Here is an 18,406-nt window from a genome sequence, read left to right on the forward strand (position 1 = left end):
GCGCGCCGCCACCGCCGCACGGCCGGGGCGGCGCTCCCCCCCCCCGTCCGGTCGACCGGTCAGTCGCCCCGCAGCGGTGCGGTGGCGAACTCGGTCATCCCCTGGGTGAACGGCACGTGCGGCGTCCACCGCAGTTCCTCGCGCAGCCGCCGCGAGGAGGCGGTGATGTGCCGGACGTCGCCCAGCCGGTACTCGCCCGTCACCACGGGCGGGCTCCCGCCGCGGGCGGCGGCGAGAGCGGCGGCGGCCTCACCCACCGTGTGCGGCTCTCCGCTGCCGACGTTGTAGGCCCGCGCCGTTCCCTCCGGGAGGGAGCGCAGTCCCGTGAGGGCCGCCAGGTTCGCCGCGGCGACGTCCCGGACGTGGACGAAGTCCCGCAGCTGACCGCCGTCCTCGAACACGCGCGGTGGCTCTCCCCTCTCCAGCGCGGACCGGAACAGCGAGGCCACCCCCGCGTAGGGCGTGTCCCGGGGCATCCCCGGCCCGTACACGTTGTGGTAGCGCAAGGCGGCCACCCGTCCGCCGGTCGCCCGGGCCCAGGAGGCGGCGAGGTGCTCCTGGGCCAGCTTGGTCGCCGCGTAGACGTTGCGCGGGTCGGTGGGAGCGTCCTCGGTGACCGGCCCGGGGGCGAGCCGGGCGCCGCACCGCGGGCAGGGCGGTTCGAACCGGCCCGCCTCCAGGTCGCCCACCACCCGGGGGCCCGGCCGGACGTGGCCGTGGCGCGGGCAGGTGTAGCGGCCTTCGCCGTAGACGACCATGGAACCGGCCAGGACCAGGTGCGCGACGCCGGCCGCGGCCATGCCGGCCAGGAGGACGGCCGTGCCGAGATCGTTGCAGGCGACGTAGTCCGGGGCGTCGGAGAGGTCCTTGCCCAGCCCGACCATCGCGGCCTGGTGCAGGACGGCGTCCACTCCGGCGAGCGCGTCCGCGACGGCCCCCGCGTCGCGGACGTCGGCGCGGCGGAAGTCGACTCCGTCGGGGACCGCCGGCGGAACGTGGTGGGCGGCGGGGAGCAGGGCGTCGAGCACCCGCACCTCGTCGCCGTTGCGCAGCAGAGCGTCGACGATGTGCGAGCCGATGAAGCCCGCGCCTCCGGTGACCAGGATGTTCATGCCCGCGACCGTACGGCTGCGGGGAGCCGCGCGGGGTGCGTCGGCCCGGTGCGTCAGGAGTTCGTAAGGCTTGTGCCGCCTGCGCCTGTGCGTCGCGGCCCCCGCCGGCCGCGGCGCACCCTGCGGACGGCAACGAGCACCGCGGTCACCACGGCCACGCCCAGCAGGGTGAGCAGCCAGTTGCGCGGGTAGTCCAGCGGGAGCACGGAGGGGTTGCCGCGGGGCCCGGGGCGCAGCAGGGGCGGCAGGGCGACCGCGGTCAGCGCGCCGGCCACCAGCAGGCCGCCCCGGACGGCCCCGCGGGCCGCGCCGCGCACCGCGACCATGCCGATCAGCAGCACCGCGGGCGCTATCAGAGCGTCGTGCAGCAGCACGGCACCCCCCAGCCACACCACCACGCCGGACAGGTCGCGCACCTCCAGCAGCAGGGACACACCCGTCCCCAGCAGGGCCAGGCCGAGCAGGCCGGTGAGGAGCCGCAGCAGTCGCGTCGTCATGCCTCCAGCACCTCCAGCCGGGCGACCCACTTGGTCTGGAGGACGCCCGGCCGGTTCGGTGCGATCAAACGCGCCGGGAAGCCGTGGTCGGGGGCGAGTTCCTCGCCGTCGAGGCGCAGGGCGAGCAGGGTCAGCGGATCGCGCGCGTGCGCGACGTCCAGCTCGGACACCCGGTACCCCCCGCGGGTCTGCAGGGAGATCACGCGGACGCGGGCGTGGGCGGGCGCACCCGCCCGTTCCAGCAGGTCGGCGATCCGCACACCGCCCCAGTGCGCCGACTTGCTCCAGCCTTCCACGCACGCGATGGGCAACTCGGCCTCGTACTGCGGCAGTCCGCGCAGCTCGGACAGCGTCAGGACGAAGGGGCGGGGACCGACGACCGTGAGCCGGTAGCCGTCCGCGGCGACCGTCCCGACGCCGGCCGCCGCGGCCGTCCGGTTGACCGGCAGTCCTTGCAGGCCCTTGTCCGGGTGACGGGGAGCGAGAAGGTCGAGGCCCTTGAGGGGGGTGAAGGACTGACCGACGGTCGTCACCGTCACCGCGCCGGCCGCCAGCCCCACGGCGGTCAGCAACGAGCGCCGGTCCCAGGCGTCCTGAGCGGGAAGAGCGAGCGTGCCGGCCGACCGCCGCCTCCAATGGTCCCTGATCTGCGGTGCCTTGACCGCGATGTGCAGGACCAGGGATCCGGTGACCACCCAGGCCAGGGCGTAGTGCACGGGGACGAACGAGAACGGCCACGGGTACCACTGGGCCGTGTTGAGCAGTCCGGTCCCCACCTCCAGGACGGCAGAGCCCACCAGCAGTCCGACCGACAGGCGTTCCAGCCCGTGGCGCGCCGAACGCACGGGCGGCCGGACGAACAGCCTCGGGTACACGGTCCACAGCTTGGCGAGCAGCAGGGGAACGGCGGCGATGCCCGAGGCGACGTGGAGGCCCTGGGTGACCCGGTACCCCCAGATGGGACGGCTGGGGAAGCCGGGCAGCCACGCCGGAGGGTGCTGCATCAGGTGACTGATCAGCCCGGTGACGAAGCACAGCACGAAGGCGGCCCCGAGCCAGCGGCCGATCACGGTCGCCGTACGGGGGTCGTGGAGCCTGCCGTCGAACCGGGGTGGGAGCAAGCGTGGTCTCATGCCTCCCATCCCACTGCCTGTGCACGGGCGCCGGAACGGGCAAATCCTTACGGGGCGGGGACGTCTGCGCCCGGCGCGGCGACGGGCGGACGGGTACCGGACGGGTGTCTTACGGACCTCTGACGTCTGCCGGTGTGCACGCCCGGTGCGGCACACCTCGATCTAGCGTGGCGCCGGTGAACCGCGCCTCTCTTCGTGATCTGTGCTCCGCCGCTCTCGCCGCCGGTCTGGTCGCCGCGGCGGTCCTGGTCGGACGGCACACCGACGACTTCCGTGACACATTGCGGGTCGGCTGGCCGCCGCTGCTGGCCGACTTCGACCCTCACCTCGGCCCCGGCACCCCGGCGGCCGTCCTCCTGGCGGTCGCCGGCGTGACGTTCGGGCCGCGGGTGGCGGCGCGCCTGCCGTGGCGGGCCGTGCCCCTGGGCGCCTGGCTGACGTCCGTGGCCTGGATCTGGTCCCTGGCGCTGATCGACGGCCCGCACGCCGGGGTCGCCGTGCGCCTCACGACCCGCCACGAGTACCTGCAGGTCGTCGACCGCTTCCACGACATCCCGGCGGCGTTGGGCGGCTTCACCGAGCACATCCTGCTGCACTCCCCCGACAACTGGCCCGCCCATGTCGCCGGCCATCCGCCCGCGGCCACCCTGACCTTCGTCCTGCTGGACAGGGTGGGTCTGCACGGGGGCGGCTGGGCCGGGGCGTGGTGCATCACCGTGGGCGCCAGTGCCGGTGCGGCGGTCCTGGTCGCCGTGCGCGCACTTGCCTCGGAAGACCTCGCCCGCCGGGCGGCCCCCTTCGTGGTCCTCGCCCCGGCCGCCGTGTGGATGGGCACGTCGGCCGACGCCTACTTCGCGGGGGTGGCCGCGTGGGCCGTCGCCCTGCTCGCCGTGGCCGTCACCAGGCGCTCGTGCGGGGCGGCCGCCGTCTCCGGGCTGCTGTTCGGCCTCACCTGCTACCTCTCCTACGGCCTGACCCTGTTCGCCCCGATCGCCGCGAGCGTGCTGTTCCTCGGGCGTCGCGGGCTGCGGGCCCGGCCCGCGCTGTGGCCGGCCCTCGCGGCGGGCGCGGCGGTCGTCCCCACGCTGTTCACCCTGGCCGGCTTCGACTGGTGGGAGGCGTACCGGCTGCTCGTCACGCGGTACTACCAGGGGGCGGGCGGGGTCCGCCCGTACGGCTACTGGGTGTGGGCGAACCTCGCCTGCACGGTCGTCATCACCGGGCTCGCCACCTCCGCGGGCCTGGCCCGGGCCGCCGGTGTGCCCGCCCGGCTGCGGCGGGAGGGGCCCTCGTCCCAGGGCACGGCTCGGGCGCGGCTGGCGCTCGTGGTCGGTGCCGCGTGCCTCGCCCTCCTCGTCGCCGACCTGTCCGGCATGAGCAAGGCGGAGACCGAACGCATCTGGCTGCCGTTCGCGATGTGGCTGCTGCCCGCGTGCGCCTACCTGACGAGGGCGCGCGGCTGGCTGTGCGCCCAGGTGCTCGTCGCCCTGGCCGTCAACCACCTGCTGCACACCGGTTGGTGAGGCACAACCGGGATGCCTCGACCGGCACCGGTCCGGTAGCCTGCGGGCCATGTCGAGTCCTGAGTCGGACGAGGTGGGGGCTCACGGTCACGCCGTCAGCCCCCTTGCTCACTGAGTCCGCACCCCTGCCGTCGCGCCGCTCTCCGCGGCGTGACACGTGTGCGTTCCCGGGCTGACCGCGGTGACGAGATGACCTCTCGTGCTTCTCCTCACCCCGGAGCCACTCGATGCCTCTTCCCCTGTATCTGCTTGCCGTGGCCGTCTTCGCCATGGGCACCTCGGAGTTCATGCTCGCGGGCCTCCTGCCGGACATCGCCTCGGATCTCGGCGTCCCGGTCGGGACAGCGGGCTCCCTCACCTCGGCCTTCGCGATCGGCATGATCGTCGGCGCCCCGCTCGTGGCCGTGCTCGCCCGCAACCGGTCCACGCGGGCCGGCCTTCTCGTGTTCGTCCTCGTGTTCACGGCGGCCCACGCCGTGGGTGCCGTCGCCACCGGCTTCCCCGTCCTGTTCGCCACCCGGGTCGTCGCGGCGGTCGCGAACGCCGGGTTCCTCGCCGTGGCCCTGACGGCCGCCGTCACGCTCGTCCCGCCCGACCGGAAGGGACGCGCGCTGGCGGTGCTGCTGTCCGGCACCACACTGGCCACGATCGCCGGTGTCCCCGGCGGGGCCGCGCTCGGCGCTCTGCTCGGCTGGCGTGCGACGTTCTGGGCTGTGGCCCTTCTCTGCCTCCCCGCCGCCCTCGGCATCCTCCGGGGCGTCCCGGCCGGACGTGAAGGGACCGGGGTGGCGGGGAGGCCCTCGCTGCGGGCGGAGCTCGCCGAGCTCACCCGGCCGCCGCTGCTCCTGGTGATGCTGCTCGGCGCGCTGGTGAACGCGGCCACCTTCGGGAGCCTCACCTTCCTCGCCCCCGTCGTCACCGGCAGCGCCGGGCTGGGCGAGTGGTGGGTCCCCGTCGCCCTGGTGGTCTTCGGCGCCGGCTCGTTCGCCGGCGTCACCGTCGCCGGCCGGTTGTCCGACCGGCGTCCGGGCCGGGTGGTCGCTCTCGGCGGTCCCTTGCTGCTCGCCGGCTGGCCGGCCCTGGCACTGCTCGCCGGCGAGCCGATCGCCCTGTTCCCCCTGCTGTTCGTGCAGGGCGCCCTGTCGTTCGCCCTGGGGAGCACCCTCATCGCGCGGGTCCTGCACGAGGCGGCCGGAGCGCCCACCCTGGCCGGCGCCTACGCCACGGCGGCGCTCAACGTGGGCGCCGCGGCCGGTCCCGTCGCGGCCGCGGCCGCCCTCGGTTCCCCGGCCGGGGAGGCGGGGCCCCTGTGGCTGAGCGGACTGCTGGTCGCCCTCGCGCTGCTCGTCGCGTTCCCCGCCCTTCCCGTCCTGACGGGCGGCCGGAGCAGCGAGATGCCCGGGTGACGCCCTCCGAGGTCACGCGGCCGCCCGGCGCAGCCGCGTGACCCGCGGGGCGTCCACCACGGCGCCGACGGTGAAACGGACGGTACGGGCTCCGTCCCCGGCGAAGTCGACCCGCGCGGTGCCGGTGACCTGGAGGGTCCTGCCGGTCGTCCAGTCCGCCAAGAGAAAACTGGCTCGGGGCTCGAGGGCGGGGTGGGGCGTGACCTGCTCACGGGCACCGAGGGGCTGCCCGTCCGGCCGGCGAGCAGCGAGCCGGCGACGCGGAGGCGGCGTCCGGCGTGGGTCAGCCGACCCCACAGGGGGGTCCGGCCCGGACGGCCGCCTGCTCCTGCCTGTGGTTGCTGCGCGCCCCGACCCGGTCCGCGGGTGTGCGTACCCCTCCTGCGCGCTGCGCTTCTTCGACACGTCGCGCGACGGGACGCGCCGCTGGTGCTCCGAGGCGGTGTGCGGTGACCGGGTCGAGGCGTCACGCCATCACGCGCGGTAGCGCGGGAACCGACGACCGGGCGCCGGGTCAGTGGTGAGGAGCGCGGTACGGGGTCGTCGGCCGGTGGTCGTCCCGCTGCCACGACCTTTGCGCGGACGACGTGCGTCACCCGCGCCTCGGTGGGAACCCGGGCCCCGCAAGTCCGCACCACCAGATCGCACCACCAGAGGAGGTTCGTGGCATGCCCAATCCGCAGCAGCCGGAGCTACGGCGCAACGACAAGGGAGCCGCCACCCCCGAGGACAGTCGCCAGATGAAGGCGGCCCAGCCGGACGGCACCGGAGGCGGTACCCCGCACGGCACGGACAAGGGCGAGAAGGGTGGAGGAGAGGGCGGCGGAGTGCCTCCGGCGCAGCAGCCCGACCACCCCTGAGCCCGGCGCACGACCCGGCCGAACGGCCCCGCTCGGGGCCGTTCGGCGCGTTCCGATCCTCTTCCGGGTCGGCCGGCCACCGGCCGGGCGCCGAGTCGTCCGCGGCCTCGAAGTGCACCTGAACGCGTTGCAGTGGCGATCGCCGGTCAGGGTGCAATCGCCCGCGGCCGTGCGCGTTGGGCGGGACGGGAATCGCGTGGCGGCCTAGCGTGGCCGGTAACGATCCAGGCGGTCCGCCGCCGATCCGGCTCCCAGGGAGGTTCCTCACCATGACTGTCCCGATCCCCGACCTCACCGGCGACTACGTGCTCGACCCGGCCCACACCCGGATCGGCTTCGTCGCCCGCCACGCCATGGTCACCAAGGTGCGCGGCGCCTTCCACGAGTTCGAGGGCACCGCCCACCTGGACGGCGCCGATCCGGCCCGGTCCAGCGGCCAGGTGGTCATCAAGGCGCAGAGCATCGACACCGGCGTGGAGCAGCGCGACCAGCACCTGCGCACCAACGACTTCCTGGACGCCCCCAACTTCCCCGACATCACCTTCCGCACCACCGAGGTCGAGAAGCGGTCCGACACCGAGTACCGGGTCACCGGCGAGCTCACCATCAAGGACCTGACCAAGCCGGTCACCATCGACTTCGAGTACACCGGCAATGCCGTCGACCCGTTCGGCAACCTGCGCGTCGGTCTGGAGGGCTCGCTGACCATTTCGCGCAAGGAGTTCGGCGTCACCTGGAACGCGGCCCTGGAGGGCGGCGGCGTCCTCGTCGGCGACAAGATCGTCCTGGAGTTCGACATCTCCGCGATCAGGCAGGGTTAGCGACCGCGCGAACCTCGCCGGCACACCTGCCCCACGGCGTGCGAGAGCGACCACACGGCGCGGTCCCGGCAGCCGGATCGCGCCGACCCGCCCGTGTGTGAGGCCGGCGGCCCGTCATTCGGTGGGCGTGCCGATCCGCAGGCGGTTGCCGTCGGGGTCCCGCAGCTCGATCTCACGTGCCCACGCCGCGTCGCTCACCGTCACACCGAACTCCCGGGCGAGGGTGTCGACGTCCCGCACCCGGAGGTACACCAGCGTGCCGGGCCGGGCGTCGCCCCGGTGCTCCGACAGGAACAGCCGCAACCCGCCCCGGGCCACGCCGTTCGACTTCGAAGCGCAACCGCGCCTCAGCGGTGGGGACACCGAGCGTGCGCTGCCGACCGAAGTCGATCACCATTGGGGCAAGCGTTTTCCCGCACAGCGCAGTACTGTGTGGGCGGTTACTCACGATCGTTCCTGTCGCTCTGCTTTCGCAGGACCTTCGCGGAATGACCGGTCGGAGCACTGTTCGTGGTGCGGCCTGCCGGCTCGGGCCGTCGCGTCCGCTCCGCCGGGCCGAGCGTCGCAGCGCCGGCGGGCGCGGTCGGGAGGGTCCGGCAGGCAGCGGTGGTGCGGGGTTGCCACCACGCCTGCGGGACGGTGGACACCGCCTTGGTCGATCGGATGGGGGGCCGGCTATGCCTTGGGGGCGGCGGCGAAGAGAGTCTGCACCCGCACCACACGCGGGGACGGACCACCTGGCGTTCGAACTCGCCCACAGCGACTTCCAGATACTCACCCGGGTGATCGAGCACGCCCGACAGCGCCTGGAGACGGACAGCAACGCGGATGCGCAGACGATCGGCAACGCCAGCGGGGCGGAACTGCTCCCCCTCCTCCACGCCCGGGCAGGGGCCGCGCCGGCATCCGGTGCCGCGGGCGTGCCGATGCTGGTCAGCGAGATCCGTCACGTGGAAGCCGCAGTGATCAACCTGCAGTCCTACGGCGGCCACGAGACCGTACTGTGCGACGGGCACAGCCTGTTGGAGCGGCTGGCCGCACTCGCCCGAGAGGCCCGCACCGGGCGGATCGTGGACGGCGTGCTGGAACTTCCCCATCCGCAGACCCCGTGCGGGTGACGGTGGGCGAGGGGTGGTGGGCCCGGCCGTGACTGGCGCTGCCACCGTCGGCCTGCGTGGTGCTCAGCCCCGAGCTCCTGCGGCCCAGCGCCCGAGGATCGGCTCGGCCAGCAGCCTGGCCGGGGAGCAGAGGGTCTGGCCGTGCTGGGCGAAGAGCTCGTCCCGTGAGTCGAAACGACCGAGGTCTGCCAGGACGTAGGAGGACAAGTCACAGCTCCTCGCGGTGACGTCATCGCCGGTCCGGCTTCCGGTGGCCGTGTCCGCGGTACCGCCGGTGGCCGTCCCCGTCGGGCAGACGGTGACCCCGTCCCAGTCGACGGCCGTCCGGGACAGCGCCTCGAACAGCGTCTCTGGTCCTCTGTTGGTGAAACCGCCGCCGTCCCGCCGGCTCAAGCGGCTCAGGTCACCGAAGATCTCGGACGCCGTCAACCACTCCACACCCGTTCCCCGGTTTTCCCCCGTACCGTCCGGAGTCGCACCGCTCTCCGCCTCGATGAGGAACTCCGGCCAGGCCAGCACAACGCGGTCGGGCACGATCTGCCGCATGCGCGGGAAGCGCGGGTACCAGAACGCTCCGTCCACGAGCAGGCCCCGGACCCGGGTCGCGGTCCCGCTCGCCCTGGCGACCGCCTCCAGGACCGCGAGCCGCTGGCTGCACGAGCCTCGGCCCCGGCGGAGCACCTGGGATACCGGTCGCTCGTCCTGCACGGAGTAGACGGGACGCACCGCGTAGGTGATCACACCGTGAGCTCGCCGAAGCAGGTCGATCCGGGCACCGGCCCGGGAGCCGGCTCCTCGCTCGGAGTGCGGTGTCGCCGCGTCGATGTCGCGGAGCAGCGCGGTGACACGGCCGTCGGTCCAGTCGAGGACGGCTGTCGGCGCCGTGCTCCCGGTCACGTCCCGTGGAGCGTCGACGAACGCGCGTCTTCTCGGCGTCAGCAGTGAACTCGTCATGGCAGTGGTTCCTCCCCCGCCGGGTGAGCAGCACGCCGGCCGGACTCATACTGACAGAGCTTTTGAACGCGTTCAACCAGCGCGGTCCGCTCGCGCGAGAGTCCGGCGATGTCAGTGCGCTGACATAGTCTTCCCGCCACCGCACACCGACCCGGAGGACCGAAGAACGTGTCCAGCTCGCCCCCGTTCCCCCTGCCCTTCCAGGCATCCCGTTCCACGGCGTTCGCACGACCGCGGACTCTGCGGGAGCTGCAGATGATGGAGTGCAGCGCCCACATACGGGCGAAACCGGGGTGGTTCGACAAGATGAACGACCCGGGCATCGTCGCGACGTGGACGCGGGAAGCGGTCGCCCAGGGACTGACCGAAGCGCAGGTCGCCTTCGTCGTCGCGGAACTGGCGCACTACGCCGCGCTGCGGGACGAGCGGACGGGCATCGAAGTGGCCGCCGTCGATGGAGTGTGGCAGTCGGACACGCTGGTCGACGACACCCTCCGATCGCGCCTGCGCGACGCCGTCAAGGTCCTGGAGGAGGTTCCCGAGTCGGAGCGGGACTGGCATCCGGGATCGGACGGCCAGGTGCTGGACCTGGTGCATCCCTCGCTGTTCTGCCTGGTGAGGGAGGTCAGCGGTGCACCGGAGCGGGCCTGGCGGAACCCGACGGACGGCTACTCGAAGCACGAGTTCTCCGAGCGTTTCCAGTGGCTGCCCACTGACGTCGACGTGGACGTTGAGGGTGATGTCACCTTCCGCTCCTACATCAACAACGTGCATCCCGAGAAGCACCGGGAACTGGCCTCCGTCCTGCCGGAGTTGTTCGCCCGGATGCGTCCCCTGTGGGAGAACGTGCTCACCGACCTGCGGCATCCGCGCCCTCTGCGGATCGAGGCCGATCCATACGGTTGGTACGACTCGGAGCCGGAGTACCCGGACAAGGCTTCCTTCACCGACGAAGCGGCCTACGCGGAGGCCTACCGCGCGTGGCAGCAGGCCCTTGACGCATGGTGGGAGAACCGCCGCCCGGTCGTTCCGGACGCCCCCGCCTTCACGCCACCCGCGGTGCCCGACGAGACCGCGCGTGTGGACCTGCGCGGTCGCCGCCTCCAGGTCATCGTCAAACTCGCCACCCTTCATCTCACCCCGGACAAGCCCGAGTATCCCGGCGGTTCCTGGCATGTCGAGGGAATGCTGAACGAGCGGATCGTCTCGACCGGCATCTACTACTGGGACAGCGACAACATCACCGAGAGCCGGCTGGGTTTCCGCACGGCACTCGACGACCCGGACTACGAGCAGAACGACGACAACGGCCTGCGTGAGGTCTACGGCCTGGAGGACGAGGACGCGCTGAACCAGGTGCTCGGATCGGCGCCGACCCCGGCGGGCCGCTGCCTGGCATTCCCGAACACCCTGCAGCACCGCGTCGGTTCGTTCCGACTGAAGGACCCCGCACGGCCGGGTCACCGCAAGATCCTCGCGTTCTTCCTGGTCGATCCGTCGGAACGGATCATCTCGACGTCCGACGTGCCCCCGCAGCAGCCCTGGTCCGGCACCTCGACCATGACGCTCGACCAGGCCAAGGCGTACCGCGAGGAACTCATGCGGGAACGCAAGTTCTTCGTCGCCGAACACAACGAGCAGCTCTACGAGCGGGAGTTCTCCCTCTGCGAGCACTGAGATGCCCCGCGGTCACTCCCCTGTCGTCCGCGCCCGGCGGCACGAGCCGGGCGCGTGCGACGATCAGGCGGTGAAGACATCTGACCTGGTTGCCGCACGAAGGCTCCTGACCGACGCCCTGTCCGTGGTGGCGGCCGATGCTCCGACCCAGACCGCCTGGCTCGACCGGCACCGCGTGCACGCGGACGAGATCGCCCTCGACTTCGAGAACGCCTTCCGCGTGTCCGGCCGGCTGGCGGAACACCAGCAGATCGGCGAGCCCGTAGTCGACGCACTGCGGGAGATCGACGCGGTGTTCGCCGGCATGAGCAGTCAGGAACACGCCGAGCGGTGGACGCGGAGTGCGCTGCACGATGACGCCGCGTGGAGTCGAGTACGGCAGCTGGCCCGCCACGCCCTCACCGAGATGACCGGCGGGTATGAGAGCCCGCTGCCGACCATCCAGGTGATCCGGTGACTTCACAGGGCGGATCGCCCGTGATCGAGGGAAGCGACGGGCGTCATGAGTGACATGTGGACGGGTGAGAAGGTACGGCTTCGCGGCGTCGAGCCGGAGGACTGGCAGGGTTTCCGTGACCTTGCCCGGCACACCGTCGACGTCCGCAACGCCGACGTCGTCGAGCCGCCGCGCTCCGAGGAGAGCTTCCGCATCTGGACTGCGGAGCGCGCCGGCCGTCCACCGGGCGGGGACGCGTTCCGGCTGGTCATCGATGCGTTGGACAAGCGTACCTTCGCGGGGTCCGTGACAGTCGGCGAGACCGACCGCCGGGCCGGGCGGTTCAGGACCGGCATCGAGGTCGCCCCGGGCAGTCGCCGGAAGGGATACGCGGTCGAGGCCATGGAGCTGACCTTGACGTACATGTTCGCCGAACAGCGCCTCAACAAGTGCGAAGTGGAGATCTACGCCTTCAACGACGCGTCCCTCGGCCTCTATCACAAGCTCGGCTTCGTCGAGGAAGGGCGGCTTCGCCAGCACGAGTTCTTCGCCGGCGAATACCACGACGTCGTCCTCATGGGCCTCACCGCGTCCGAGTACTGGGCCACCCATCGGCCTCCGTCGGTGCGGTGAACCCGGAAAACCCGGTGACCTCGAGGACGTGTTCAGCAGGAACTGCTACAGGACGAAGAACTGCTGCCGCACGACGAGGAACTGCTGCCGCACGAGGACGAGCTGCTGCCGCAGGACGAGGAACTGCTGCTGCACGACGAGGAACCGGAGCCGCAGGACGAGGAGCTGCCGCACGAGGAACCGCCGCCCGAGCAGCCACCGGACGAGCCGTCGCCGCCCGGCGCCCACCAGGACGAGTGGTCGTTCGGGCTCCCGGCACCGTGCGTCGTCGACGCGCCGTACGCAGCGCCTGCGGCGCCGCCACCGGTCGACCACGCTCCACGCCGCGCCCCGGCGCCCGGACCGTGCGCCGCCGCCCGCACCCCCAGGTCGGCCCAGGCACGGTGCCATGCCCGGCGCACCAGCCAGGTCACCACCGTGACGACCACCAGGACGAACCCACCCACCAACACGAATGCGATCAACACAGCGTCCCCCTTACGCCGGGCGGTGCCCGGATTGCCCGCAGTATGCCCGGCACGGGGACGACCGGTATCGCTTCTTGAGCAAGTCCAGAGCTTCGGCGCCGTCCCGCCCCGTGCGGCGGGACGGCGCCGATGGCGTTCCGGAGGAACCACTTCCTACCGAGGGGTAGGCCGAGCACCGCCCCTTGTTATACATTCCGTCTAACAAGAGGGCCCGGCGGTGGAACGCGCCGCGCGTCACCTCGTGGCCGCGTCACGCCCGGCGGCACCTCCGCAGACCCCGCGGAGCGCCCCTGGCGCACCGGACGGCCCTGCCCCACCGATCGCATGTGCCACAGACGGAGACGGACCGTCACTCGAGACTGAGGAGTTGAGAGCATGGCAAGCAGCACGGCCCGGCCCGGAGTCGAGCGCGACACCCGGACCGGCGAAGTCGCCGGCCGACTGCTCGACTCGGCCGCGACACTCTCCTACGACCCCGCGACCGAGGTGGACTGGGAGACACCCCTCGACAAGGACTTCCACGGTGCCAGCCCGGAGTGGAGCACCCTGTACGGCACGTCATACTGGAACGAGCTCTCCGAGGCGCAGCGCAAGGAGCTGACGCGGCAGGAAGCCGCCTCCGTGGCCAGCACCGGCATCTGGTTCGAGATGATCCTCCAGCAGCTGATCCTCCGGGACGTCTACGCCAAGGACCCGACCGACGACACGGTCCAGTGGGCCCTCACCGAGATCGCGGACGAGTGCCGGCACTCGATCATGTTCGCCCGCGGCGCCCGGAAACTCGGGGCACCGGCGTACCGGCCCCGCCGCCTGGCGATCGAACTGGGCCGGGCCTTCAAGACGCTGGCGTTCGGCGAGGCCGCCTACGCGGCGATCCTCGTCGCCGAGGAAGTCCTCGACGTCATGCAGCGCGACTGGATGCGGGACGAGCGGGTCGTGCCGTTCGTGAGGACCATCAACAACATCCATGTGGTCGAGGAGTCCCGCCACATGAAGTTCGCCCGCGAGGAGACCCGGCGGCATCTGGCGAAGGCCGGGCCGGTCCGGCGGCACATCCACGCGTTCGTGATCGCCGTGGCGGCGTACGTCATCGTCACGAGCATGGTGAACGAGTCCGTCTACGCCAACGCCGGGCTCGACCCCGAGCGGGCACGCGCCGAGGCACGCGCCAACGAGCACCACAAGGCGATGATGCGCTCCAGCTGCGCCGGCCTGATGGAGTTCCTCGCCTCGGCGGGGCTGCTGACCAAGCCGGCGCTGGCGTTCTACCAGCGCGCCCACCTCATCTGACCAGCCCCCAGGCAGCGCTGTTCGAGCAGAGCGGACCCATGACCTACGCCATCACCCAGACCTGCTGCGCCGATGCCACCTGCGTCGCCGTCTGCCCGGTCAACTGCATCCACCCCACCCCTCAGGAGCGGGCGTTCGGCAGCACCGAGATGCTGTACGTGGACCCCAGGGCCTGCATCGACTGCGGCGCGTGCGCCGACGCGTGCCCGGTCGACGCCGTCTTCCCCGTGGACCGGCTGACCGGCCCGCAGAAGGCGTACGCCGACATCAACGCCGCCTACTTCGCCGAGGCGCCGGCACCCGAACTCCCCGAGGAGAGCCCGAACTTCCACGTCTGGGACGGGCCCGTGTTCGACCGGGTCCTGCCGGCGGACTTCCGGCCGTTGCGGGTCGCCGTCGTCGGCACGGGGCCGGCCGGCATGTACACCGCCCAGGACCTGCTGCTGCACACCAACGCCGAGGTCACGCTCGTCGACCGGCTGCCGGTCGCGGGCGGGCTCGTGCGGTTCGGCGTCGCCCCCGACCATCCCACGACCAAGCAGATCGGCGACACCTTCGCCCGCTTCCACGGCCACCCGCGGGTGCGGATGCTGCTGGGGCTGGAGGTCGGCGCACACGTGTCCGCGCAGGAACTCGCCGCCCACCACGACGCGGTGGTGTACGCGGTCGGGGCGTCCGCCGACCGCCGGCTCGGCCTGCCCGGGGAGGATCTGGCGGGCAGCCTGTCCGCCACGACGTTCGTCGCCTGGTACAACGCCCACCCGGACGTCGCCCCCGACGCGGTCGACCTGTCCGCCGAGCGCGTGGTCGTGGTGGGCAACGGCAACGTCGCCCTGGACGTGGCCCGCATCCTGGTCACCGACCCCGAGCAGCTCGCCGGCACCGACATCGCCGACCACGCGCTGCGCGCCCTGCGCGACTCCCGCGTGCGCGAGGTCGTCGTCCTGGGCCGCCGCGGCCCGGAGAACGCCGCCTGCACACGGCCGGAACTGCTCGCCCTGACCCACCTGCCCGGTGTGGACCTGATCGTGGACGACCACGACCCCCGCACCGGCCGCGCCATCGAGGCCGCCGGCCCGCACGACATCGCCGCGGTGCTGCGGGAGGTGCGGCGCGAGGAACTCGACTGGTCTCGGGCGCCCGGTGCGGGCCGGCGCATCGTGCTGCGCTTCCACTCCGCGCCGACGCAAATCGTGGGAAGCGACGCGGCGGCGGTCCGGGCCGTGCGCGTCACCGACGCACGCGGGGAAGCCCTGATCCCCGCCACGTCCGTGCTGCGGGCCATCGGCTACCGGGGGACGCCGGTTCCCGGGCTGCCGTTCGACGAGACGACGGGAACCGTTCCGCACGACGAGGGCCGGGTCGCCGGGATGCCGGGCGCCTACGTCGTCGGATGGATCAAGCGCGGTTCGTCCGGGGGCATCGGCGCCAACCGGGCCTGCGCCGCCGAAACGGTGAGCAGCCTGCTCGCCGACGCCGTCGCCGACGTCCTCGAGCCGCCCGCCCACTCGGCGAGGTCCTTCCAGCGGCTGGCCCGCCGCCGAGCCCCGCGCCTCGTCGACGCACGGGGCATGGCGGCCATCGACCGGGCCGAGCGCCTGCGCGGCGGACCGGACGGCAGACCCCGCAGGAAGCTGGCCACGGTGACCGAGCTGGTCACCGCGTCACGGCGTGGACCGGCCCTCTGACGACCGGGGAGCAGTACGTCCCGACAGCACGCCCAGGATCCGAACACGCCGACGGCGCACGGCCGGTCGGGCGGCTCACCGCCTGAGTACCCGTACTCAGGCCGTCCGAGCTGTCCTACCCTGCTCCACCAAGATCGGCCGACGTCACACTGAACCCCCTTGGTCCCGACCGAAGAGGTTCCGATGAGCCGTCCCCTCACCCTGCGCTCCGCAGACGCCGACGACATGGTGTGGATCCATGAACTCCGGCACCGTGTCTACGCGGAGGAACTCGGCCAGCACCCGCGCAACAGCGAGGGGCGGCTGGTCGACGGGCTGGACGGCGACAACGTCTACCTGGTCGCCGCGCGGGACGCGGACCGCGTCGGGTTCGTGAGCGTGACGCCGCCGTGGGTGGGACGGTACGGGCTGGACAAGTACCTGACCCGGGCCGAACTCCCGCTCCTGGACGGGCCCGACGTCTTCGAGGTGCGGCTGCTCACCGTCGAGCCGCGGGCCCGCCTCGGCGCGTCGGGCCTCCTGCTGATGTACGCGGCACTGCGCTGGATCGCCTCCCGGGGCGGGCGGCACGTGGTGGCCATGGGACGCTCCGACCTGATCGGCATGTACCGGGCGGCGGGTCTGCGTCCGGCCGGCCGCACCGTCCGCAGCGGCGCGGTCGACTTCGAGGTGCTGACGGCAGAGGTGGCGGAGCTGTCCCGCTGTGCGACAGGACGGCATGCGGCGGCCCTGGCACGCGCGGCGACCGGCGTGGACTGGCGACTGGACGCCCCGTTCGCGCCCGGGCCCGACGGCTGCGAGCACGGCGGTGCCTCGTTCACCGCGATCGGGACGGACTTCCGCACGCTCGAACGGCGTCGCGAGGTCGTCACGGCCGATGTGCTCGACGCCTGGTTCCCACCGGCCCCCGCGGCACACGTCGTGCTCACCGAGGACGCCGGCTGGGTCGCCCGCACCTCGCCCCCGACCGGTGCGGAGGGCTTGCTCGCGGAGCTCGCCTCCGTACGCGGCCTGCCCCAGCGGACGCTCGCTGTCGGCTCCGGCTCCTCCGACCTGATCTTCCGGGCCTTCGGCCGATGGCTGACCCCGGCGAGCCGGGTCCTGCTGATGGACCCAGGCTACGGCGAGTACGCCCACGTCACGGAACGGGTGATCGGCTGCCGCGTGGACCGGTTCCGGCTGCGGCGCGAGGAGGGCTGGCGCATCGATCCGGGGAGGCTGTCGGCTGTCGTCGCGGACGGCTCGTACGACCTCGTGGTCGTGGTCAACCCGAACAACCCGACCGGCCGCCACGCACCGGCCGGCGAGCTGGCCGCGGTGATCGCGGCGGCGCCCGCCCACACCCGGTGGTGGATCGACGAGGCGTATCTCGGGTACGTCGACCCCTCCGAGTCCCTCGCCCCGCTCGCCGCGCGGGACCCGCGTGTGGTGGTCTGCACCTCGATGTCGAAGACGTACGCCCTGTCCGGCGTGCGGGCCGCGTACCTGGTGGCCGAGCCCGGCACGGCGGCGGAGCTGCGCCGGTGGACGCCCCCGTGGGTGGTGAGCCTGCCGGCCCAGCTCGCGGCGGTGGCGGCGCTGCGCGATCCGGGCTACTACACCGGCCGGTTGCAGCGTACGCACGAGTTGCGCGCGCTGCTCGCGGCGGACCTGGCCGCTGTCGACGACTCCGTCACGGTCGAGGAGTCGGTGGCCAACTTCCTCACGCTCACACTGCCTCGGAGCAGGCCGAGCGCCGCGTCCCTGGTCGCGGAGTGCCGGCGGCACGGTGTCCACCTGAGGGACCTGTCACCGCTCTCGCCGGCGTACGAGGGCCGCACGGTACGTGTCGCGGTCCGCGACACCGGCGAGAACGCCCGCATCGTGGACGCGTACCGAGCCGCTCTCGGCGAACTGCCGCTGCGTGAGCGCACGTTGTCGGCCGCCGGGGCCGGGCGGTGACCTCGGTGGCCGCGCTGGCTCCGTGGCTGGGCGGTGCTCTGCTGGTGAGTGGCGTGGCGGTGGGGGCGTCGCGGCGACGGGAGTTGGTCACCCGGTGGTGTGCGTGGGCGGTGGGTGTGCCGGTGGTGACGGCCGCGTTCTGGTGGGGGCGGCCCGGGATCGCCCTGCTTGCCGCAGTCGTCGCGGTCGTCGCGGTGCTGGAGTTCGGGGCGTTGGCCCGGCTCCCCCGCCCCGACCGGGCGGTGCTGGCGTCGGCCGTGCCGGCTCTGATCGCCGCCGCCGCGTGGGCGCCCGATCAGGTCGGCCGGGTGGCGGGTGCCGGGGCGCTGGCCCTGGTCGCCGTGCTCTTGGTGAGCGGAGACGCGGACGACGGGCTGCGGCGGCTCGGCACGGGGTTGCTCGGCCTGCTCTGGCTGGGGGTGCTGGCCGGCCTCGCGCCGCTGGGCGCGCTCGGTCTGGCGCTCTTCGCCGCGGTGTCGGTCGCCGACGTGGTGGCGTACTTCGCCGGGCAGCGGCTGGGTGGGCCGCTGCTGTCGCGGCTGTCCCCGGCCAAGCGGTGGAGTGGCACGCTGTGCGGCGCGGCCGCGGGCCTCGCGGTGCTCGCGCTGCTGTCGGCGTGGAGCTGGCAGGCGGCACTCGCGGTGGCCGTGGGCGGCCCGGCGGGCGACCTGGTGGAGTCCCTCGTCAAGCGCGGTGCCGGGGTCAAGGACTCCGGTCGATGGCTGGCAGGAGCCGGAGGACTCCTGGACCGGATCGACTCCCTGCTGGGCGCACTGGCGGTGGCGGTCCTCCTGGGCTGAAGGGTCCCGCTCGGGCTGGGAGGGCCGCACACTCAATCAGCCGTCTTCAC

At 72.9% G+C, this 18,406-nt stretch carries 18 protein-coding genes and 2 pseudogenes; 13 read left to right on the top strand and 7 right to left on the bottom strand.

Annotation, left to right across the window (positions count from 1 at the left end):
- Positions 1 to 59 precede the first annotated feature (59 nt).
- The 3 genes from ACZ6ZN_RS00155 to ACZ6ZN_RS00165 are packed head-to-tail and all read right to left on the bottom strand — an operon-like array spanning position 60 to position 2,742.
- Positions 60 to 1,112, bottom strand: a complete 1,053-nt coding sequence (locus ACZ6ZN_RS00155) for an NAD-dependent epimerase/dehydratase family protein (protein WP_469641878.1) — start codon at positions 1,110 to 1,112, stop codon at positions 60 to 62.
- Positions 1,113 to 1,165: 53 nt separating this feature from the next.
- Entirely contained in the window at positions 1,166 to 1,609 is a 444-nt protein-coding gene (locus ACZ6ZN_RS00160; RefSeq protein ID WP_451879010.1) for a hypothetical protein, read from the bottom strand.
- Complete coding sequence (locus tag ACZ6ZN_RS00165; RefSeq protein ID WP_469641880.1) at positions 1,606 to 2,742, bottom strand: molybdopterin-dependent oxidoreductase; 1,137 nt, start codon at positions 2,740 to 2,742, stop codon at positions 1,606 to 1,608. The genes ACZ6ZN_RS00160 and ACZ6ZN_RS00165 overlap by 4 nt, the downstream gene beginning before the upstream one ends.
- A gap of 176 nt (positions 2,743 to 2,918) precedes the next feature.
- Here ACZ6ZN_RS00165 and ACZ6ZN_RS00170 point away from each other — a divergent pair, with 176 nt between their 5' ends.
- Both ACZ6ZN_RS00170 and ACZ6ZN_RS00175 read left to right on the top strand, forming a co-directional pair.
- The gene (locus ACZ6ZN_RS00170) at positions 2,919 to 4,265 is read left to right on the top strand and encodes a hypothetical protein (protein WP_469641882.1); all 1,347 of its coding nucleotides are present in this window, start codon (positions 2,919 to 2,921) and stop codon (positions 4,263 to 4,265) included.
- 227 nt (positions 4,266 to 4,492) lie between these two features.
- Entirely contained in the window at positions 4,493 to 5,671 is a 1,179-nt protein-coding gene (locus ACZ6ZN_RS00175; protein ID WP_469641884.1) for a Cmx/CmrA family chloramphenicol efflux MFS transporter, read from the top strand.
- 12 nt (positions 5,672 to 5,683) lie between these two features.
- Here ACZ6ZN_RS00175 and ACZ6ZN_RS00180 read toward each other — a convergent pair whose 3' ends face one another.
- Complete coding sequence (locus ACZ6ZN_RS00180) at positions 5,684 to 5,833, bottom strand: hypothetical protein (protein ID WP_469641886.1); 150 nt, start codon at positions 5,831 to 5,833, stop codon at positions 5,684 to 5,686.
- Positions 5,834 to 6,005: 172 nt separating this feature from the next.
- Between ACZ6ZN_RS00180 and ACZ6ZN_RS00185 the strand changes: the two genes are divergently transcribed.
- The 3 genes from ACZ6ZN_RS00185 (at position 6,006) to ACZ6ZN_RS00195 (ending at position 7,352) form a co-directional block, all read left to right on the top strand.
- On the top strand, positions 6,006 to 6,158 hold the full coding sequence (locus ACZ6ZN_RS00185) for a CGNR zinc finger domain-containing protein (RefSeq protein WP_469641888.1): 153 nt from the start codon (positions 6,006 to 6,008) through the stop codon (positions 6,156 to 6,158).
- A gap of 181 nt (positions 6,159 to 6,339) precedes the next feature.
- A complete protein-coding gene (locus ACZ6ZN_RS00190; RefSeq protein ID WP_398107207.1) occupies positions 6,340 to 6,531 on the top strand; it encodes a hypothetical protein in 192 nt (63 codons plus the stop codon).
- A 269-nt stretch (positions 6,532 to 6,800) separates the two neighbouring features.
- On the top strand, positions 6,801 to 7,352 hold the full coding sequence (locus ACZ6ZN_RS00195; protein WP_398107208.1) for a YceI family protein: 552 nt from the start codon (positions 6,801 to 6,803) through the stop codon (positions 7,350 to 7,352).
- 114 nt (positions 7,353 to 7,466) lie between these two features.
- On the opposite strand, the pseudogene ACZ6ZN_RS00200 reads toward ACZ6ZN_RS00195, so the two are convergent.
- Positions 7,467 to 7,670 (bottom strand): annotated as a pseudogene (locus tag ACZ6ZN_RS00200) (glyoxalase superfamily protein); the annotation flags it as partial.
- A gap of 464 nt (positions 7,671 to 8,134) precedes the next feature.
- Here ACZ6ZN_RS00200 and ACZ6ZN_RS00205 point away from each other — a divergent pair.
- Positions 8,135 to 8,470 (top strand): hypothetical protein, encoded by a 336-nt coding sequence (locus tag ACZ6ZN_RS00205; protein WP_469641891.1) that lies wholly within the window; start codon positions 8,135 to 8,137, stop codon positions 8,468 to 8,470.
- Positions 8,471 to 8,533: 63 nt separating this feature from the next.
- Here ACZ6ZN_RS00205 and ACZ6ZN_RS00210 read toward each other — a convergent pair whose 3' ends face one another.
- A complete protein-coding gene (locus ACZ6ZN_RS00210; protein ID WP_469641892.1) occupies positions 8,534 to 9,424 on the bottom strand; it encodes a transglutaminase domain-containing protein in 891 nt (296 codons plus the stop codon).
- A 162-nt stretch (positions 9,425 to 9,586) separates the two neighbouring features.
- Between ACZ6ZN_RS00210 and ACZ6ZN_RS00215 the strand changes: the two are divergent.
- From ACZ6ZN_RS00215 to ACZ6ZN_RS00225, 3 genes and pseudogenes are all read left to right on the top strand, one after another.
- Positions 9,587 to 11,101: pseudogene (locus tag ACZ6ZN_RS00215) on the top strand (DUF4246 domain-containing protein); the annotation flags it as partial.
- A 70-nt stretch (positions 11,102 to 11,171) separates the two neighbouring features.
- Complete coding sequence (locus tag ACZ6ZN_RS00220) at positions 11,172 to 11,558, top strand: hypothetical protein (RefSeq protein ID WP_469641895.1); 387 nt, start codon at positions 11,172 to 11,174, stop codon at positions 11,556 to 11,558.
- A gap of 45 nt (positions 11,559 to 11,603) precedes the next feature.
- Positions 11,604 to 12,170: a GNAT family N-acetyltransferase gene (locus ACZ6ZN_RS00225; protein WP_469641897.1), complete on the top strand. Its 567-nt coding sequence runs from the start codon at positions 11,604 to 11,606 to the stop codon at positions 12,168 to 12,170.
- A gap of 45 nt (positions 12,171 to 12,215) precedes the next feature.
- On the opposite strand, the gene ACZ6ZN_RS00230 is transcribed toward ACZ6ZN_RS00225, so the two are convergent.
- Entirely contained in the window at positions 12,216 to 12,560 is a 345-nt protein-coding gene (locus ACZ6ZN_RS00230) for a hypothetical protein (protein WP_469641899.1), read from the bottom strand.
- A gap of 452 nt (positions 12,561 to 13,012) precedes the next feature.
- Between ACZ6ZN_RS00230 and ACZ6ZN_RS00235 the strand changes: the two genes are divergently transcribed.
- The 4 genes from ACZ6ZN_RS00235 (at position 13,013) to ACZ6ZN_RS00250 (ending at position 18,356) form a co-directional block, all read left to right on the top strand.
- Positions 13,013 to 13,927, top strand: a complete 915-nt coding sequence (locus ACZ6ZN_RS00235; RefSeq protein ID WP_451879020.1) for an AurF N-oxygenase family protein — start codon at positions 13,013 to 13,015, stop codon at positions 13,925 to 13,927.
- Positions 13,928 to 13,965: 38 nt separating this feature from the next.
- Positions 13,966 to 15,615: an FAD-dependent oxidoreductase gene (locus ACZ6ZN_RS00240; protein ID WP_469641902.1), complete on the top strand. Its 1,650-nt coding sequence runs from the start codon at positions 13,966 to 13,968 to the stop codon at positions 15,613 to 15,615.
- Positions 15,616 to 15,798: 183 nt separating this feature from the next.
- A complete protein-coding gene (locus tag ACZ6ZN_RS00245) occupies positions 15,799 to 17,556 on the top strand; it encodes an aminotransferase class I/II-fold pyridoxal phosphate-dependent enzyme (protein WP_469641904.1) in 1,758 nt (585 codons plus the stop codon).
- Positions 17,553 to 18,356, top strand: a complete 804-nt coding sequence (locus ACZ6ZN_RS00250; protein WP_451879023.1) for a phosphatidate cytidylyltransferase — start codon at positions 17,553 to 17,555, stop codon at positions 18,354 to 18,356. Before ACZ6ZN_RS00245 ends, ACZ6ZN_RS00250 begins: the two co-directional genes overlap by 4 nt.
- Positions 18,357 to 18,406 lie beyond the last annotated feature (50 nt).

This window comes from Streptomyces sp. NPDC053665, from assembly GCF_055585285.1.

Excerpts from the sequence above, each read along its gene's own strand:
- ACZ6ZN_RS00155 (WP_469641878.1), bottom strand. The coding sequence starts at position 1,112 with ATGAACATCCTGGTCACCGGAGGCGCGGGCTTCATCGGCTCGCACATC.
- ACZ6ZN_RS00160 (WP_451879010.1), bottom strand. The coding sequence starts at position 1,609 with ATGACGACGCGACTGCTGCGGCTCCTCACCGGCCTGCTCGGCCTGGCC.
- ACZ6ZN_RS00165 (WP_469641880.1), bottom strand. The coding sequence starts at position 2,742 with ATGAGACCACGCTTGCTCCCACCCCGGTTCGACGGCAGGCTCCACGAC.
- ACZ6ZN_RS00175 (WP_469641884.1), top strand. The coding sequence starts at position 4,493 with ATGCCTCTTCCCCTGTATCTGCTTGCCGTGGCCGTCTTCGCCATGGGC.
- ACZ6ZN_RS00190 (WP_398107207.1), top strand. The coding sequence starts at position 6,340 with ATGCCCAATCCGCAGCAGCCGGAGCTACGGCGCAACGACAAGGGAGCC.
- ACZ6ZN_RS00195 (WP_398107208.1), top strand. The coding sequence starts at position 6,801 with ATGACTGTCCCGATCCCCGACCTCACCGGCGACTACGTGCTCGACCCG.
- ACZ6ZN_RS00210 (WP_469641892.1), bottom strand. The coding sequence starts at position 9,424 with ATGACGAGTTCACTGCTGACGCCGAGAAGACGCGCGTTCGTCGACGCT.
- ACZ6ZN_RS00225 (WP_469641897.1), top strand. The coding sequence starts at position 11,604 with ATGAGTGACATGTGGACGGGTGAGAAGGTACGGCTTCGCGGCGTCGAG.
- ACZ6ZN_RS00230 (WP_469641899.1), bottom strand. The coding sequence starts at position 12,560 with ATGGCACCGTGCCTGGGCCGACCTGGGGGTGCGGGCGGCGGCGCACGG.
- ACZ6ZN_RS00235 (WP_451879020.1), top strand. The coding sequence starts at position 13,013 with ATGGCAAGCAGCACGGCCCGGCCCGGAGTCGAGCGCGACACCCGGACC.
- ACZ6ZN_RS00240 (WP_469641902.1), top strand. The coding sequence starts at position 13,966 with ATGACCTACGCCATCACCCAGACCTGCTGCGCCGATGCCACCTGCGTC.
- ACZ6ZN_RS00245 (WP_469641904.1), top strand. The coding sequence starts at position 15,799 with ATGAGCCGTCCCCTCACCCTGCGCTCCGCAGACGCCGACGACATGGTG.